We start from the raw sequence: 16,232 nt of genomic DNA, 5'->3' as shown, positions 1-16,232 counted from the left end.
TCACAGCAGTGGCGCGATGTCGGACTCCCAACGCTTGGCCCAGGCATCCTGCTGGCCGAGCACGACCTTGTAGTCCGGCACATGCACGAAACTCTCGAACTCCTTCGGCGTGAAGGAGAGATGAGCCAGCTCCGGCGGGATGGCTGCCTTGCTGTTAAGCGGCGCTTCGCCAGCCACTTTTGCGTAAAGCGTGCTCATTTCGGGGCTGATCGCAAAATTGATGAAATCGCAGGTCGCCTTGCGGTTCGACCGATTCTTCATGACGGCAAAGCCGCTCTGGTAGAGGAAGGTCGCCATGCCGGCCTGTTTGGTAAGGCGGGTGATCTTGAAGTTCTTGGCGACGGCAGCCCAGCTCGGTTCGGCGAAGAAGCCGACTGAGGTCTCGCCGGAGGTGAAAGAGTTGGTGAAATCGACGTCGGTCACGGCAATGCGGCCGATATTGCCGGACTTCGCCAGGTCCTTCATCAGCTTCCAGCCCGGCTCCATATTGGACTCGTTGCCGCCGCCCTGCAGGGCCAGGGCGACGATCTGCAGCATCATGCTCTGGGTCGGTCCGGGCCAGCAGATCGCGCCCTTGAGGCGCTTGTCGAAGAGATCGTCCACCTTGCTGATGGCGAAGGGGGCAGTGTCGGTCCGGTAGCCGAAATACATGCCGCCGATGGCGCGAGGCACCGCTTTCACATTGCCTTTGGCGTCCCTCATCATGATCTTTTCCGGGATATCGGCCAGATTGGGGACGTCGGCCGCCGTGATGGTCTCGACCCAGTCCTCGGTGATCATGCTGTTGAAGGAGCCCTCCCAGCCGGCGATGTAGTCGTAGTCGACCCTGGGCCAACCCGCCTTGATCTTGGGGAGGATCGCTCCGGCTCCGCCCTGATGCAGGACCCAGTTGAACTGGGCGGCGGTTTGCCTGGCGGCGACCTGCTTCATCGCCTCGACGACGTCGCCGCCCCATTCGACAGCCGTGAGGCCGCTCGCAGTCTGGGCCCCGGCCACATGGGGCCAGGCGAGCCCTGCGGCGCCGCTCGCGCCTATCAGGGACAAAAGATGTCGGCGTGTCATCGTCATGGTGTCAGGTCCTTCGCGCCAGAGGGTCGAGGGGCCACAGGCTGTGCCGATCGTGCGGGACGATCAGGCTCCCGAGCCGTTCAGAGGCACGATTGCACTCGCAAGCAGGGCGCGGCGGTACGGCGAAAATGCTTGTCCGGCTATAAGCGGGCGTGAATGCCGGAACCGATTCAGGGGCGGCGCAGGTCGCTCTGCTGTGCGATGAAGTCCGAGAGGTAGCGCGCTTCGCCTGGCGCGCCGGTCCGGGAATAGAGCCCGATGCTGACCTCGACCGGCTCAGGCAGCCCGGCGGCATGGTCGAGCACCCGGCAATCCTCCGGGATCGTCGCCGCGATCATCGGGCCGATGCCGATGCCGACGCGCACGGCGGTCGCCATGGCAACCAGCGTCGAGGCTTCGCAGACGATCTTCCACTGCAGGTCATGCCCCGACAGCGCGGCCAGCGCAGGTGTGCGCCACGGGCAGGATTCCTCGAACATGATGATCGGCAAGGGCGAACTTGTCGAGATCACCATGTCCGAGCGCACGACCCAGAGCAGCCGGTCCGACCAGACCAGGGTTGGCTTGCGGTTGAGCCGTGTCGTGTCACAGACTGCGATGTCGAGCTTCTCGTTCTCGAACATAGCGGCAAGGCGCTTGTTGGGCTCGACGATGATATCGATGTCGACCTTGGGGTTCTGGTCGCGAAAGGCTTTCAGGATTTCAATCAGGCGCGTCGCGGCGAAATCCTCGACGACCCCGAGCCGGACCCGCCCTTCGATCATCTTGCCGTTGAGGCGTTTTCCGATCTCGCTGTTGAGCCTCAGGATTTCGCGGGCATAGGGCGTGAGCAGGACTCCATTATTGGTCAGCTCAAGCCCCTTCGACGAGCGCTCGAACAGGTCGCTGCCCAGCAGTTCTTCAAGCTTGCGAATCTGCATGCTGACCGCCGCCTGTGTGCGGTTCAGCGACAAGGCGGCACCATTGACCGTTCCGACTTCAGCGACGGTCAGGAAGGCGCGCAGCAGATAAGGGTCCAGTTCCAGCATCGCACCCGCACCATATCATCGAAGCTGGTTCTACGCAGCCATACCGGCTGGCCTGCAGCCGCCTGACCCGAGCGTCGTCCGCCCGCCGCCGGGAGGAGGCAAAGGGGGCGCTATTCAGTTTCGCTTATAGGGCCGCGTGCCTTTTCGCCGTTCCGGCAGCCTCGTTCTTTTGCCAGCCTTCCGGGCTTCCGCATCATTCCCTGCAGGTTGCCATGCCCTTCGACAATGCCGCCCTCGACCGCTTGCGCCAGCGCTACGCTTCGGCCGGCGGTGGCGAGATGTACGATCCTCATTTCAAGGCCGTCGCGGACACTATTTTTCAGGGCGCGGACCGGCGCAAATGGCCGTTTGCCGATCCGGCAACTTTCCTCGACGCTCCCTTTCTGGCGGACGGGCTCTCGGCTGAAAAACTGGCCGGGCTCGACGTAGCATTGATCGGCGTGCCGATGGATCTGGGCGTGACCAACCGTGCCGGCGCCCGGCTTGGGCCCCGCGCTGTCCGCGCCGTCGAGCGCATCGGACCGTATGAGCATGTGCTGCGCGTTGCGCCGCTCGGCAGATTACGCGTCGCCGATGTCGGAGATATCGCGCTCAGCAGTCGCTACAGTCTGGCTGATTGCCATGCAGACATCGAAGCCTGCTATCGCATGATCGGCGAAACCGCGACGATTCCGCTCTCGGTTGGCGGCGATCATTCGATCACCGGCTCGATCCTGAAGGGACTGGGCGCCAAGCGCCCGGTCGGCATGATCCACATCGACGCGCATTGCGACACCGCCGGGCCCTATGAAGGCTCGAAATTCCATCACGGTGGCCCGTTCCGGGAGGCGGTCCTGGCCGGCGTGCTCGATCCCACACGGACGATCCAGATCGGTATTCGGGGCGGCGGCGAATATCTCTGGGAGTTCTCCTTCGATTCCGGAATGACCGTGATCCATGCCGAGGAGGTCGGGACCATGGGGCTGCAGGCGGTAATCGAGAAGGCCAAGGCCGTCGTCGGTTCCGGACCCGTCTATGTCTCCTTCGACGTCGACAGCCTGGACCCGGGCTTCGCCCCTGGTACTGGCACCCCCGAAGTTGGAGGGCTCTTGCCGCGCGAAGTGCTGGAGATCCTGCGTGGCGTCGCAGGCGTCGACATCATCGGCGGCGATGTCGTCGAAGTCGCTCCACAATACGATCCAACCACCAATACCGCGCAAGTGGCGGCGCAGGTTCTGTTCCAGTTGCTCTGCCTCGTGGCCTGCAAGAAGTGATCCTGCCCGAGCGGGATCCCAGCACAGATCAATTCTCCGGCTGTCGCCTTCCGCCTTTCAGCGATCCCGGACCCTTGGTTCAGCTTGCCTGATCTGTCCGGGACCGATGTCCGAGCGCCCCGTGAGGAAGGGATGGCTTCACGGGGCGCCTGATGCGTCCGGCACGGAAACGGTGGCGGCGATTGCCGCTGTACCCGCAAGGCCGTCACCGCCAGCGACCCGGCGATAATCTATGGCTGTTGCGTCCGTAGCAGCGCCCGCAATGCCAGGGCGTTCAGGGAAGGTCGAGGCACCATCGGTGACATTGCATTTATAGTCGTTAATATGCATCATGAGGTATGATTCCAAACCCATCCTCGATTTCCAGGACAAGCCGCCTTGCCGGCCGTGACTATGTAGTTGCGGACTTGCAGGCGACGCTGGGGACCGACCTCCTGCGCCTGCCGCATGTCCTGCGCATTCTCGCCGAGAACGTCGTTCGCCAGCCCATGGGAGCGGACGAGCGCAATGCCGCATTGCAGGGCATTCGCGGCTGGCTCGCGGGCGGACGCTCGGATGGCGAGATCGCCTTTCAGCCAGGTCGTGTTCTCATGCATGACACGACATGCACGCCTGCGCTGGTCGATGTCGCCGCCATGCGCGACTCGATCGCCGAAGGCGGCGGTGATCCCAAGCGGCTCAGCCCGGTCCTGTCGCTCGACGTCTCGGTCGACCATTCGCTGGGCGTCGATCTTTCGGCGTCGCCGGACGCGATGCGCGTCAATCTCGAACGGGAATACAAGCGAAACGGCGAGCGCTATCGCTTTCTCAAATGGTCCACGCTGGCCCTTGACGGCGTCCGGGTGCATCCGCCCGGCACCGGCATCATGCACACGATCAATCTGGAGCAACTCGCGACGGTCGTGACCACCCAAACCGTCGACGGTCGGGTCTGGGCCGTCCCGGACACACTGATCGGCACCGATAGCCACACTCCGATGATCAATGGCATCGGTGTCCTCGGCTGGGGCGTTGGCGGGCTCGAGGCCGAGAGCGTGATGTTCGGCATGCCGGTGATGATGCGCATCCCCGAGGTGATCGGCGTGCGCCTGATCAACCGCCTGCGTGAAGGCGTCAGTGCCACGGATCTTGCGCTGACCGTGACGCAACGGCTGCGTGCGCAGGGCGTCGCCGGCGCATTCGTCGAGTTCTTCGGGCCAGGAGCCGCGACGCTGTCGGGAGGTGAGCGCGCTGTCATCGCCAATATGGCGCCGGAATTCGGTGCCTCGACCGGATATTTTCCGATCGATGAAGCGACGCTGGCCTATCTCGCTCAGACGGGGCGCAAACCCGATCATATCGCGTTCGTCTCTGATTACGCTCGGTCTCAGGCGCTGTGGTTCGACCCGCAGGCGCAACCACGCTTTACTGAGATCGTCGAGATCGATCTGGCGGCGATCTCGATCAGCCTCGCCGGCCCCCGACGGCCGCAGGATCTGGTCGCGCCGGATGAGGTGGTTCCCGCGCTCGAGGCGATGCCGCAGGCGAAGACGCCCGCGCCCGCGGCCGGATTGCCACGCTTTCCCGTCGCGATTGCCGCGATCACAAGCTGCACCAATACGTCAGATCCGCGGTTGCTGGTGGCCGCTGGCCTGGTGGCGCGCAAGGCACGCCAGCTCGGCCTCACCCCCCCCGCCTGGGTCAAGACATCACTCGCCCCCGGTTCACCCTCGGCCGAGCGCTATCTTCGGCGTGCCGGCCTGCTCGAGGATCTCGAAGCGCTTGGCTTCGGAATCGTTGGTTATGGCTGCACAACCTGCATCGGGAATTCCGGCCCACTTCGTCCTGCAATGGATGAAGCCGCGCGCGCGGGCACGGTCCTTCCTGTTGCTGTCCTGTCCGGCAACCGCAACTTTCCCGGCCGCGTCCATGGCCAGATCGATGCCGGCTTCCTGGCCTCTCCAGCGCTGGTCGTCGCCTATGCGCTGGCGGGAGATGCCGATCGCGACATCACCAAGGGCACTCTCGCGACCACGGCCGACGGAACCCCTGTCGACCTGGCAGCACTCTGGCCGAGCGGGGCCGAGATCGATTCCGCCTTTGCGCGAGCGCTTGATCCCGTCGATTTCGCTGAAGCCTTTGCGCAGGCCTCTGCGAGCAGGAGCTGGAAGGAACTCGATGCTCCGGCGAGTGCGGGTTTCCCCTGGGATCCGTCATCGACCTATCTGCGCCCGCCACCCTTTGCCCGCGCAGATCAGCCAGCCCGGCTCGGCCATTACAGCGCCCACCCCCTGATTGTGCTCGGTGACGACATCACGACCGATCATATTTCGCCCGCAGGCCAGATCCCGTCCGAGAGCGAGGCCGCGCAATGGCTGATCGCACAGGGCGAAGATGCCCAGGACCTCAACGTCTATGCCTCGCGGCGCGGCAATTGGGAGGTCATGCTGCGTGGCCTCTTTACCAATCGCACGGTGGTCAACCGTCTCGCGCCGCGCATCGCGCCCGGCTCGACCATCCATGTTCCGAGTGGCGAGACCCTGCCGCTCTGGCGGGTGGCCGAGCGCTATCGCCAGTCAGGAAAGGCGATGGTCGTCGTCGCGGGTGAGCGGTACGGCACCGGTTCATCGCGCGACTGGGCGGCCAAGGGTCTCGGCCTGCTCGGTGTCGCGGCCGTTCTGGCCGAGAGTTTCGAGCGCATCCACCGGTCCAACCTGATCGGGATGGGCATTCTGCCGCTGTCGCTCGCGGCCGGGGAGGGCGTGGAAGCGCTGGCGCTTGCGCCAGGCGACATGATCGAGATCGAAGCCATGCCGCACGCCATCCTTCCGCGCTGCAAGGTTCCGGCAAGGCTCCATCGCAAGGCCGGGCGTACCCAACCACTCTTCCTGCGCGCCGCAGTCGAGACCGCGCTCGAATGCGCGACGCTGCGCGCCGGCGGCATCATTCCGTTGATCCTCGGGCGCCACCTGACGGCACCCGCCACGTCCTTCACCGTCAGCGGCGAAGAGTTGCCCGGCCAAGCGCGGGCGTAACCGGCGCAAACGCGCCCAATCCAACACGATCGGGGAGGATCGAGATGACCATCGGCAGAATTTTCGCAGCGGGCCTGCTTGCCGCGATGGCGATGACGCCAGAACTGGCGACGGCCCAGACGCCGCCGCAGGAACTCAAGATCATCGCACCCGCCGGGCCAGGCGGTGGTTGGGATGGCGCCGCCCGCTCGATCCAGCAGGTGCTGACCGAAACGAAGGCGGTCCGCGGCGTCCAGGTCACGAATGTCACCGGGGCCGGCGGCACGATCGGGCTTGCCCAGTTCATCAACGGTGCCAAGGGCGATCCGAACCAGCTCCTGGTCAACGGCATCACCATGGTCGGGGCGATCCTGACCAACAAGTCGCCGGTCACGCTGGACCAGGTGACGCCGCTTGCGCGTCTCACCGGCGATCCGCTGGTCATCGTCGTTCCCGAGACCTCTCCACACAAGACGATGAAGGACTTCCTCGCCGCGATCACAGCCGACGTCGCCCGGGTGACCTGGGCCGGCGGATCGGCGGGAGGCGCCGACCATATCCTTGCTGCGCTCGTGACGAAGGTGGCCGGCGCTGATGCCGGCAAGGTCAACTATGTCGCATTCTCCGGTGGCGGGGAGGCGCTCGCGGCCATGCTCGGAGGCCGTGTCACGGCCGGCGTTTCCGGCTATGGCGAATTCGAGGGCCAGATCAAGGCCGGCAAGCTGCGCGCGCTGGCCATTTCCTCGGGCAAGCGGCTTGACGGCGTCGATGTGCCGACGCTGAAGGAGCTCGGCTACGATGTCGAGGTGGTCAACTGGCGGGCGGTCATGGCCGCGCCGGGCATCAGCGCCGAACAGAGGGCTCAGTTGACCAAGCTCTTCGATACGATGGTTGCGAGCGGCGAGTGGAAAGCGCTGCTGAAGGCGCGCGGCTGGGACGACTATTATCTTGCGGGGGAGGCGTTCGCAGCCTTCCTCAGGGAAGAGCAGATTCGGGTCGGCGACATCCTGCGCACGATTGGTCTGGTGAAATAGGCACCTTGCCTGCGAGCCGTGTCATCACCTAGAGCCACTGTCGGCGCGCTCGCGCCGGCAGGGCTGGGACGATGGCAGGCAGTGGGAGACGAGACCTGGCGATCCCGCTCGCAGCTCGGATTCTCGATCAGATCCGAGAGGGGCATCTGGGTGCCGGGACACATCTACGCTCACAGGATATCGCGACGCGTTTCGGCGTGTCGCGCTTTCCCGTCGGTCAGGCCTTGCAACTGCTTGCCGACAAGGGCGTCCTGAGCCACGAGCACAATCGCGGCTATTTCGTCGCTCAGGGGACGCCTCCCTCCGGCGAAGCCCTTGGCCTCGCCGAGCCGGACGGCGTGACGAAGGCCTATTTCCGCATCGCCGATGACCATCTGCGCGGCCGGTTGTCCGAACACGTCACCGAGTCCGATCTCAGGGACAGCTACGGACTGACCCGTGCCGAACTCAATGCAGTCCTGACGCGGATCAGCCAGGAGGGCTGGGCCGAGCGCCGCGCCGGCTATGGCTGGAGCTTCACGCCGGTTCTCACCACCCCGGAGAGCCTCGAGCAGACCTACCGTCTGCGGCTGGCGCTGGAGCCTGCCGCCTTGCTCGAACCCGGCTATCATCTTGCGCCCGAGAGCATTGCTGCTTGCAGGGCTGCCGAGCGGAGGCTCCTCGACGGGGCGATCGAGACAGACAGCGCGGACGCGCTCCACGAACGCGGTGTCCGCTTCCACGAGACGATCGTCGCCGGCTCCGGAAATCCGTTCTTTCTGGAGACGATCCGACGGATCAACCGCATCCGCCGGCTGCTGTCCTATCGTTCGATGCTCGACCGCAAACGCTATCGGAGGCAATGCGAAGAGCATCTCGCCATTCTCGATAGCCTGGCCGCCGGCCGCCAGGAGGAGGCGGCCGAGAGGCTGCGGCAGCATCTCGGCCATACGATCGAGAACCTATCCAGCATCCGGCCGCTCCTCGCCCCCTAGCAGGCTCCCAGGCGCAGAGGCGCAGCGTCCCGAAGGGGGCGCAAGCAGACTCAACGCTCGGCGACTACCTGTTCGAGCAGCGCCATGGCGGCAGCGCCATCGGCCGCGTTCGGTGCGGTCGTCGGCTCGCCGCGTGCCGCTCGAACGAAGTCGCCGAGAAGCGCGTGATAGCCCTTGTGGTCCTCGTTGGCGGCGGCCGTCAGATTCGGCTCCCAGACCAAGGTGTCTTCGCCATCGATCAGGCTGGCCTCGGCCCGTGAGACCTTGAAGGGGGGCGCTCTGAAATAGCGCACTTCATGGACATTGCGGACCTCGACGCGGGTATGGTCGCCCATCACCTGCCACCATTCCATCGGCGTTCCGCGCGACTGATGCGTGCCCAAGACCAGGGTGCCGATGCCGCCATTGGCAAAGCGGAAATCGACATGGAGCAGCAGCTTGCCCGGCGCCAGTTCGTGCCGCCTCGCGCTCACGCTCGCGACTTCGCCCATCAGGTGCGGCACGAGGTCGAAATAATGCACGCAATGATGCAGGTAAAAGCCGGAATAATCCGGATCCCCGGCGAAATAGGTCGGCGCGGTCATGTACTCGCCGAGAAAACTCGCCGTTGCGCCGAACTCCGTCGCGCGGATGACGTTGGCGGCAATGCGGTTGGCCGTCGAATAGCGCTTCATGAAGCCGAGCACGACCGGCACCTTGCGGCTCGCAGCGGCTTCGGCCAGTTCGGCCGCTTGTCGCGCCGTCGGCGCCGGCGGCTTCTCGATGAAGAGCGGCAAGCCGCGCGCGATCGCTGCCAATCCAATCTCGTGATGCAGGGCAGGACCGACCGCGAGACCGACCGCGTCGAGATCGCCACGGGACAAGAAGCTGCGCCAGTCGCGCAGGCGACCAGTTTCGGGGACGCCGTAGCGCCGGGCGGTCGTATTCAGCCGCGCCTCATCCGTGTCGCAGAGCGCAGTGATCTCGACATCATGCCGCGTCAGCTGCGGCAGCAGCATCTCGTTGGCATGGACGCCGCAGCCGATCCAGCCGACCCGAAGCGCGCCTGTCCTTGAACCGGTCATGCCGTCCTCCCGGCGAATGCGAGTGCAGCCTTCAGGAAGGCGATGCTGGCGGCCAGCGGTTCGTCCTCGTTCTCCGTGGGCGCACGCCACTGGGCCAGGGGAGTGCCGGCTCGCTCGTCGCGGCGTCGGAACGGTTCGAGCACGATCGGCCCGCGATAGGCGACGTCGCGGAGTGCACGGGCGATCGCCGGCCAGTCGATATGGCCGGAGCCGACGAAGCCGCGATTGTTCTCGTTGGCCTGGAAATGCAGGAGTTTCGATCCTGCCTGCCGGATGGCATCGGTCAGATCGAACTCCTCCATGTTCATGTGGAAGGTATCGAGCATCACGCCGACGGTGGGATTGTTCACGCGCTCGACGATTTCGAGCGCGTGACGGGTCGTGTTGCAGATATCGGTCTCGAAGCGGTTGAGCGGCTCGACGCCGAACTGGATGCCGGCGTCGGCGGCGCGCTTCCCAGCCTGCGAGAGGCCGACGACGATCGCATCGATGCGGCGCTTGCGCTCTTCGTCGTCGACGGGGGAGGGAGCTCGGCCTGCGAAGACGAGAGGGGCGCCATAGAGCGGCCCCCCGACGATGGCTGCGCCGAGGGCTGCGGCCACATCGACGCATGTTTCGAGATAGGTGACGCCCGCGTGGTGGGCGCCGGCATCGGCGCTGGCGAGGTCGCGGTTGAGGTTGACCCGGGCAGCGAGCACGCAGGAGAGGCCGGCATCGGCGATGGCGGCGCGGGTCTCGCCCAGATCGAGTTCACCCGGCTCCGGTACCAGCAACTCGACGACATCGGCTCCGGCCCGTTTCATCCGCTGGAAGCAGCCGAAATGCTCGCGCGTGAACGGCCGCGCATAGAACATCGAGATGACCCCGATCGGATTTGTCGTCATGATTTCACCGCACCGGCTGTGAGCCCGCCCACGAGCCGCCTTTGCACCAGAAGGAAGAGGAAGGTGACCGGCAGCGCGATCAGCGTGCCGCCGGCCGTGAGAAGGCCCCACTGGATGGTGAACTCGCCGATGAAGAGCTGGAGCGCGACCGTGACGGTGCGCACCGCCTGGCCCGAGAGCATCATCGCGAAGAGGTATTCGTTCCAGGAGGTGATGAAGATGTAGATGCCGGCCGTGACGACGCCGGGCATCAACAGGGGCAGGATGATGAGGCGGATGGTCTGCAGGCGGCTGGCGCCGTCGATCATCGCCGCTTCGTCGAGATCCTTGGGGATCGCATTGAAATAGCTCGTCAGCATCCAGATCGCGAAGGGAATCGAGAAGGTCGAATGACCGAGAATGACGCCGAGATAGGTGTCGATCAGCCCGAGCCGGCGCATCATCAGGAAGAGCGGGATGATGAGCAGCACGACCGGGAACATGTTGATGACGAGGAAGCCGGTCAGAAGGCCCCTGCGTCCGGAGAAGCGGAAGCGCGAGAAGGCATAGGCCGCGGGGATGCTGACGCCGAGGCCAAGTACGCTGGCGCCGACTGCAATGATCAGGCTGTTGCCCAGGCTGCCGGCAAAGCTCGTGCGGGCGATCAGATCGCGGTAATGCTCGAGTGTCGCCTCTCGTGGCCAGTAGTGGAGCGGCCAGGCGGAAAGCTCCGCCTGCGGCTTCAGCGAGGTCAGGATCATCCAGACATAGGGGCCGAGCGCGAACAGGACGATGAGGAGGACGGGAAGCTCCACCTCCAGAATCCGCCGGATTCGGGTGCGTCGTTCGATCATGTCTCGATGCCCCGGGCCGCCCGCCTGACATAGAGATAGACCACACCCAGCAGCATCGCCGTGAGGATCAATGCCAGCGCCGCGCCATAGCCGAATTCCATGCTGCTCGACGCGCGCAGGAAGGCGTAGAGCGGCAGGGTATGGGTGGCGTAGCCTGGTCCGCCGCCGGTCATGACCAGGATGACGTCGAGCGAATTCGCCACCCAGATCGTGCGCAGCAGAAGTGCGGTTGCGATGACATCGGCGATCGAGGGCAGGGTGACGTAGAAGAGCTGCTGTCGGGCGGTGGCGCCGTCGATCTCGGCTGCCTCATAGAGTTCGGCCGGCACTGTCTGCAGGCCGGCCAGAATGGTGACGGCGAAGAAGGGGAAGCCCTGCCAGATCAGCGCCAGCATGATGGCGTAGAGTGCGGTATCGGGCCGGGCCAGCCAGGCGATCGGCGCTGCGATCAGGCCGAGCCGCATCGCGATGTCGTTGATGACGCCGAGATTGAAATCGTACATCCAGGTCCACATCAACCCGATGATGACGCTTGGCAGCGCCCAGGGAATGATGACGAGCGCGCGCGCCAGTCCGCGCCACCAGAAGCTCTGGTTGAGCAGCAGGGCGGCCGCGAGCCCGAGCAGGAATTGCAGTCCGACAACGCCAGTGATCCAGATGAAGGATTGGCCCAGCGAGATCCAGAAAACCTCGTCTCGCGCGATCCTGGAGAAATTGCCCAGTCCGACGAAGCGGGCGTTGTCGGGATCGTAGAGCAGGTAGTCCTGCAGGCTGAGCCAGGCCGTCTGCGCGACGGGAATCAGGACGACGCCCGCCGTGACCAGGATCGCCGGCAGCAGGAACCAGAAGGGCGTCAGGCTGCGGCCGAGAGGCTGYCTGTGCGCGAGGGTGAGCGACGTCACGTTTCAAACCTGTCGAAGCGAGGGCTGGAGGCGGCAGCCGGATGCCCGTCTGCCGCCAATCCCGTCAGCCGTGAAAATGCTGCTCGATCGCACGCATCATCTCGTCAGGCTGGATCTGGCCGAGCAGCGCCCTTTGCATGTTGGCCGGCCAGATCCGGGCGATGAAATCCGGTGTCTTGGGCGAATCCGGCAACGAGGCCGCAAACGGCAGCGAGGCCGCGCTCGCATCGACGAAGCGCTTGGGATGCAGCGTCCAGTCCTTCGCCGCCGACGTCGCGATCGGCAACTGCCCGGTGAACTTGTTCAGCACGACGTTGTTCTCGGCCGTGGAGAGGAAGGCGCACCATTTGAAGGCCGCCTCCCTGGCCTTGCTGGCAGCGAAGACGGCGTTGGACTCGTCGCCGAAATAGGTCCAGCCCTTGCCGTCCGGGCCTCGCGGGACCGGCACAGCCGAAACCTTGTCGCCGAGCACGCCGACGATCTCGTTGGCCGAGCCGACATGATGGATGGTCATGGCGGTCCGGCCAGCCTTGAAGGTATCGACGATCTGCCGGAAGCTGTCGGTCGGTGCCGAGGCCGGCACCACCTTGTCCTTGACGGTGAGATCCACGAACCAGCGGTTGGCTGCGAGCGCCTTGTCGCTGACCATTCCGCCCTTCTCGAAACTGGCGCCGCCGCCGAGCACGAACGGCCCCCAGTGGTCGAAGCCACCAGCGCCGCCACGCAAGCCGAAGCCCGAGACATCGCCCTTCGTGAGAGCCTTGGCCGCCGCACGGAATTCATCGAAGGTTGCCGGCGGTTTCAGCCCCGCCTGCTCGAACAGGTCCTGCCGATAATAGAGATAGAGCACGACATATTGCAGAGGCAGGTAATATTGCTTGCCGTCGGCGCCCCTGTTGATCTTCCAGATGTTGTCCGCAATGTCGCTGCGCCCGGCCCAGCCGGCGATCAGGTCATCGATCGGGGAGAGCGCCTTCATCTGCTGGAAGCGCGCAGCCCAGGACAACCGCACCATCGCGCAGTCGGGTCCGTTGCCGGCGACGAGGGCGGCGAAGAGCCGGGTCTGGTAGTCGTTACCACCCCCCCACGGGATGCTCTCGGCCTGGACCTTGATGCCGGGATTCGCTGCCTCGAACTTGGCGATGAGTTCAGCCGGCGAATGCTGCGGGTTGTCGAAATGGTACCACCAGCGCACCGTTGTGGTGGCTTGGGCGATGGCGGGGCGGGCGAGGGGGCTGGCGAGAGCGCCGGCGCCCGCTAATTTGATGAAAGTCCTGCGTTCCATGGTTGGCTTCCTCCGGTTTTTTTATCGTTGAGGTGGTTGGCAATGTGGCGGCCGCCAGCGGTGATCATGTCGGCAGCGGCAGCGAGTTCCCTGCTCATGCGCAGGCAGCCATGCACGACGCCGGGAACGTGATCGAAACGGAAGGGCACGCCGGCCTCGCCCAGGCGCTGGGCCAGCCGGATGGTGTCGTCGCGCAGCGGATCGAGCCCCGCGGCGGAGAGATAGAGCGGCGGCAGGCCGGCAAGCGCAGCCCGGCCAGGCGCCGCGAGACTCAGCGTCTCGTCCGGCTCGGCACCGAGGAAATTGTTCCAGTACCAGCGCATGTTCGCGCTGGTGAGCAGGTAGTCGCCGCCACCGAAGGCCGCATGGCTCGCCGTCGAGAAGTCGGGTTCGTAGCAGCCGTAGAACAGCGCGGCAGCCGATAGCGGCGGCAAGCCCTCATCGCGCCGGCGCAGCAGTGCTGCCAGCGCCATATTGGCGCCGGCGGAATCGCCCGCGATCGCGATCCGCTCCGCCGGTATGGGCGTGCCCAGGCCGCCACGCTCGACGAAGGCGACGCTGGCCAGGAGATCGTCGAGCGGCGCCGGGAACGGGTGTTCCGGAGCGAGCCTGTAATCGACGCCCAGCACGGCGCAGCCCCCTGCCACCGCGAGATTGCGCATCGTTCCGTCATGGGTCTCGATCGAACCGAAGGTCCAGCCGCCGCCATGCGCATAGACGATGACGGACTCTGCCTGCGCGCCTTCAGGTCGGTAAAGCCGCGCACGCATCGCGCCGGCATCCGTGGGAATGACCAGATCGCTCGCCGGGATGGCCGGAGCGCCATCGCTCCACGGCAATGTTGCGGCATCGACCGTTGCACGTGCTTCGGCAATGGGTGCGGAGCGGAAATCGAAGGCGGGGCCGGCGCGGAGCAGTTCCAGAAGCACCTGCATCTGCGGATCGATCCAGGTCGTCATTCGCGGGCTCTTCATTAGGCGGTTCCGTCACGCAGGACGATCGTGTCGATATGCTCCGCCATGGCCGATGACAGGCCTTCCCCATCGCGGGCCTCGAGCAAGGCGAGCAGCAAGCGGTGGCGTGTCGCGGTCTCGGTCAGCGGGCGGCGATGCCCCGGTGCCCAGAGCTTCGAGCGGTGCGAATGCAGGGTGCAGCGGGTCAGGATCTGCTCGAGCGCGTCCAGTCCCGACAGGCGGAAGATCGTCAGGTGGAAAGCCATGTCGAGGATGATCAGGGCATATTCGTCGCCGGCTGCGGCGACGGCATCCATGTCGGCCTGTATGGCGTATAGCCGCTCCAGGCTGTCGCGCTCGACATGATGCACCGCCCGCAAGGCGCCACGGATCTCGACCCGGCGGCGCAGAGCCAGAATTTCCTCCGCCTCCTCCGGATCAAGCCTGGTCACCATCGTGCCGCGATGCCCGGAGCGGGTCACGAGCCCGTCCTCCTGCAGGCGCAGGAGCGCCTCGCGGATCGTGCCCTGGCTGCAACCATGCTCGCGCGCCATGCCGAGCTCGGTGAGAGCGCTCTCGGGACGCAACTCATTCAGCATGATCTGCCGCTTCAGTGACTCGTAGACGACGTCACGGGGCCTTCGAATCTGGTTCGGAATAAGCACATTCATCAATATCGATAATGATATCGATATTCGACATGTCAAGTCAGTTTGCGAGGGCTTGCTCGGACCTCGATCCCACGGCGCACTGTTGCAGCGGCGGTCAGGGGATGTATCGGCCTCGACGAAAACGACTCAGACCAGCGCTGGACAGCCGCAGGTAGTCCAATCGTCGGTGGCGGTGGACAAAGCGGCGCGTCCAGGCGCTCATTCTCGACGCTTGCCAATAATGAATTCCGCCTGCTTCGGCGCCAGCATTGCTAGCGGATACTCAAACTCAGAGGGCTGACTTGGGAGAACCAAGCGCGAGATGCCCAGAGACAGAAAGGGCGAGCAGCAGGGAGGATATGTGTTGCGAATGCTTGAGAATTCCATCGTGTAGCCGATCCAAGATCTCCCGCACGGGCATAAGATGAACGCTCATCCCCTCTTCGCTGGCGTCCAGTTTCCGGCTCCCCGTCAACTCTGCCCCCATAGCAAGATAGACGTGGACCCTGTTCGGTTGGGTGGCTGGGTTGGCGAAGAGCGAAGAAACGAGGCGCAACTCCGTCGCGCGATAGCCGGTCTCCTCCTCGAGTTCACGTGCAGCTGATCGCCCCGGGTCGAGATCACCTTCGTCCATCGTCCCTCCTGGCAGCTCCAGGAAAGTATCCGCCGCGCCGTGCCTGTACTGGCGGACCAAAACAATCTCGTCGCAGGGCGTGATCGCGACCGTTTGAACCCAATCGGGATAAGTAAGTACGTAGTAGGGCGAGACCCTGTGCCCTGTCGGCGTCAGGCACTCATCCGCCCTGACGTCAATCCAGCGATCTTTCAGCAATGTCCTGGAAGAGAGGGTACGCCATTTCATGTCCATAGTTTTAGCTATACCCAGCACGCCATGGCGCGCCAAGGCGGCGGTGTCGCCCGCAGTGACCCTCAATGCGATCGTCACATTAGAATCGAGGCGGCGAGAGCTAGCCGCTCAATCGCGGCCTCAACACCGCGCCGACATCTTGTCCGGAACCACCCGCGTGCCTGGCAGCGGGATCTGAACCTGATACGGGCGTGATCTCGCCATTGCCTGAGTGAATGGACCTGCAGAGCCCACGGCAGCGGCAAATCGACACCACCATATGCTTGGCCCCCGCCGAGGCGGAACGAAATGCGGTCAATCCGCTTTATCTATCTGATATAGTGGAGTTTTTGGTGAGCGGGGAGGGGATCGAACCCTCGACCACATGATTAAAAGTCACGTGCTCTACCACTGAGCTACCCGCCCTCACAGGGCGCTGACATACGGACGCCCCGCCCGCCGGT

Annotated in this window: 14 protein-coding genes and 1 tRNA gene; 4 read left to right on the top strand and 11 right to left on the bottom strand. The window is 64.8% G+C overall.

What is annotated here, in order from left to right; translation table 11 throughout:
- Positions 1-1,068 (bottom strand): ABC transporter substrate-binding protein, encoded by a 1,068-nt coding sequence (locus AC1DW9_RS02560; RefSeq protein ID WP_441508752.1) that lies wholly within the window; start codon positions 1,066-1,068, stop codon positions 1-3.
- 170 nt (positions 1,069-1,238) lie between these two features.
- Entirely contained in the window at positions 1,239-2,096 is an 858-nt protein-coding gene (locus tag AC1DW9_RS02555) for a LysR substrate-binding domain-containing protein (protein WP_441491675.1), read from the bottom strand.
- 212 nt (positions 2,097-2,308) lie between these two features.
- On the opposite strand from AC1DW9_RS02555, the gene speB reads away from it, so the two are divergent.
- The 4 genes from speB to AC1DW9_RS02535 all read left to right on the top strand — a co-directional run bounded on the left by speB (position 2,309) and on the right by AC1DW9_RS02535 (position 8,350).
- A complete protein-coding gene (gene speB, locus AC1DW9_RS02550; protein ID WP_441491674.1) occupies positions 2,309-3,349 on the top strand; it encodes an agmatinase in 1,041 nt (346 codons plus the stop codon).
- A 338-nt stretch (positions 3,350-3,687) separates the two neighbouring features.
- Positions 3,688-6,363 (top strand): aconitate hydratase AcnA, encoded by a 2,676-nt coding sequence (gene acnA, locus AC1DW9_RS02545; RefSeq protein ID WP_441508751.1) that lies wholly within the window; start codon positions 3,688-3,690, stop codon positions 6,361-6,363.
- Positions 6,364-6,407: 44 nt separating this feature from the next.
- Positions 6,408-7,376 carry a Bug family tripartite tricarboxylate transporter substrate binding protein gene (locus AC1DW9_RS02540; RefSeq protein ID WP_441508750.1) on the top strand — a complete coding sequence of 323 codons (969 nt, stop codon included), beginning with the start codon at positions 6,408-6,410 and terminating at the stop codon, positions 7,374-7,376.
- A gap of 71 nt (positions 7,377-7,447) precedes the next feature.
- Positions 7,448-8,350, top strand: a complete 903-nt coding sequence (locus tag AC1DW9_RS02535; RefSeq protein ID WP_476770146.1) for a GntR family transcriptional regulator — start codon at positions 7,448-7,450, stop codon at positions 8,348-8,350.
- Between the two features lie 50 nt (positions 8,351-8,400).
- On the opposite strand, the gene AC1DW9_RS02530 is transcribed toward AC1DW9_RS02535, so the two are convergent.
- From AC1DW9_RS02530 to AC1DW9_RS02490, 9 genes are all read right to left on the bottom strand, one after another.
- Entirely contained in the window at positions 8,401-9,414 is a 1,014-nt protein-coding gene (locus tag AC1DW9_RS02530) for a Gfo/Idh/MocA family protein (protein WP_441508748.1), read from the bottom strand.
- Positions 9,411-10,298, bottom strand: a complete 888-nt coding sequence (locus tag AC1DW9_RS02525) for a sugar phosphate isomerase/epimerase family protein (RefSeq protein WP_441508747.1) — start codon at positions 10,296-10,298, stop codon at positions 9,411-9,413. Before AC1DW9_RS02525 ends, AC1DW9_RS02530 begins: the two co-directional genes overlap by 4 nt.
- The gene (locus AC1DW9_RS02520; protein WP_441508746.1) at positions 10,295-11,131 is read right to left on the bottom strand and encodes a carbohydrate ABC transporter permease; all 837 of its coding nucleotides are present in this window, start codon (positions 11,129-11,131) and stop codon (positions 10,295-10,297) included. The genes AC1DW9_RS02525 and AC1DW9_RS02520 overlap by 4 nt, the downstream gene beginning before the upstream one ends.
- A complete protein-coding gene (locus tag AC1DW9_RS02515) occupies positions 11,128-12,033 on the bottom strand; it encodes a carbohydrate ABC transporter permease (RefSeq protein WP_441508745.1) in 906 nt (301 codons plus the stop codon). Before AC1DW9_RS02515 ends, AC1DW9_RS02520 begins: the two co-directional genes overlap by 4 nt.
- Before the next feature lie 64 nt (positions 12,034-12,097).
- On the bottom strand, positions 12,098-13,318 hold the full coding sequence (locus AC1DW9_RS02510; protein ID WP_441508744.1) for an ABC transporter substrate-binding protein: 1,221 nt from the start codon (positions 13,316-13,318) through the stop codon (positions 12,098-12,100).
- Positions 13,291-14,277 (bottom strand): alpha/beta hydrolase, encoded by a 987-nt coding sequence (locus AC1DW9_RS02505; protein WP_476776553.1) that lies wholly within the window; start codon positions 14,275-14,277, stop codon positions 13,291-13,293. Before AC1DW9_RS02505 ends, AC1DW9_RS02510 begins: the two co-directional genes overlap by 28 nt.
- Positions 14,278-14,291: 14 nt before the next feature.
- Complete coding sequence (locus tag AC1DW9_RS02500) at positions 14,292-14,942, bottom strand: GntR family transcriptional regulator (RefSeq protein ID WP_441508742.1); 651 nt, start codon at positions 14,940-14,942, stop codon at positions 14,292-14,294.
- Positions 14,943-15,210: 268 nt separating this feature from the next.
- Complete coding sequence (locus AC1DW9_RS02495) at positions 15,211-15,867, bottom strand: NUDIX hydrolase (protein WP_441508741.1); 657 nt, start codon at positions 15,865-15,867, stop codon at positions 15,211-15,213.
- Positions 15,868-16,119: 252 nt separating this feature from the next.
- Positions 16,120-16,194, bottom strand: a tRNA-Lys gene (locus AC1DW9_RS02490).
- Positions 16,195-16,232 lie beyond the last annotated feature (38 nt).

Source organism: Allobosea sp. P4_E12, assembly GCF_056401655.1.
This window is presented reverse-complemented; position numbering and strand designations above follow the sequence as displayed.

Bases quoted from the DNA above. Each gene is read 5' to 3' on its own strand.
- AC1DW9_RS02525 (WP_441508747.1), bottom strand. From the start codon at position 10,298: ATGACGACAAATCCGATCGGGGTCATCTCGATGTTCTATGCGCGGCCG.
- AC1DW9_RS02530 (WP_441508748.1), bottom strand. From the start codon at position 9,414: ATGACCGGTTCAAGGACAGGCGCGCTTCGGGTCGGCTGGATCGGCTGC.
- AC1DW9_RS02505 (WP_476776553.1), bottom strand. From the start codon at position 14,277: ATGACGACCTGGATCGATCCGCAGATGCAGGTGCTTCTGGAACTGCTC.
- AC1DW9_RS02555 (WP_441491675.1), bottom strand. From the start codon at position 2,096: ATGCTGGAACTGGACCCTTATCTGCTGCGCGCCTTCCTGACCGTCGCT.
- AC1DW9_RS02520 (WP_441508746.1), bottom strand. From the start codon at position 11,131: ATGATCGAACGACGCACCCGAATCCGGCGGATTCTGGAGGTGGAGCTT.
- AC1DW9_RS02560 (WP_441508752.1), bottom strand. From the start codon at position 1,068: ATGACGATGACACGCCGACATCTTTTGTCCCTGATAGGCGCGAGCGGC.
- AC1DW9_RS02540 (WP_441508750.1), top strand. From the start codon at position 6,408: ATGACCATCGGCAGAATTTTCGCAGCGGGCCTGCTTGCCGCGATGGCG.
- AC1DW9_RS02510 (WP_441508744.1), bottom strand. From the start codon at position 13,318: ATGGAACGCAGGACTTTCATCAAATTAGCGGGCGCCGGCGCTCTCGCC.
- AC1DW9_RS02535 (WP_476770146.1), top strand. From the start codon at position 7,448: ATGGCAGGCAGTGGGAGACGAGACCTGGCGATCCCGCTCGCAGCTCGG.
- acnA (WP_441508751.1), top strand. From the start codon at position 3,688: ATGATTCCAAACCCATCCTCGATTTCCAGGACAAGCCGCCTTGCCGGC.
- speB (WP_441491674.1), top strand. From the start codon at position 2,309: ATGCCCTTCGACAATGCCGCCCTCGACCGCTTGCGCCAGCGCTACGCT.
- AC1DW9_RS02500 (WP_441508742.1), bottom strand. From the start codon at position 14,942: ATGAATGTGCTTATTCCGAACCAGATTCGAAGGCCCCGTGACGTCGTC.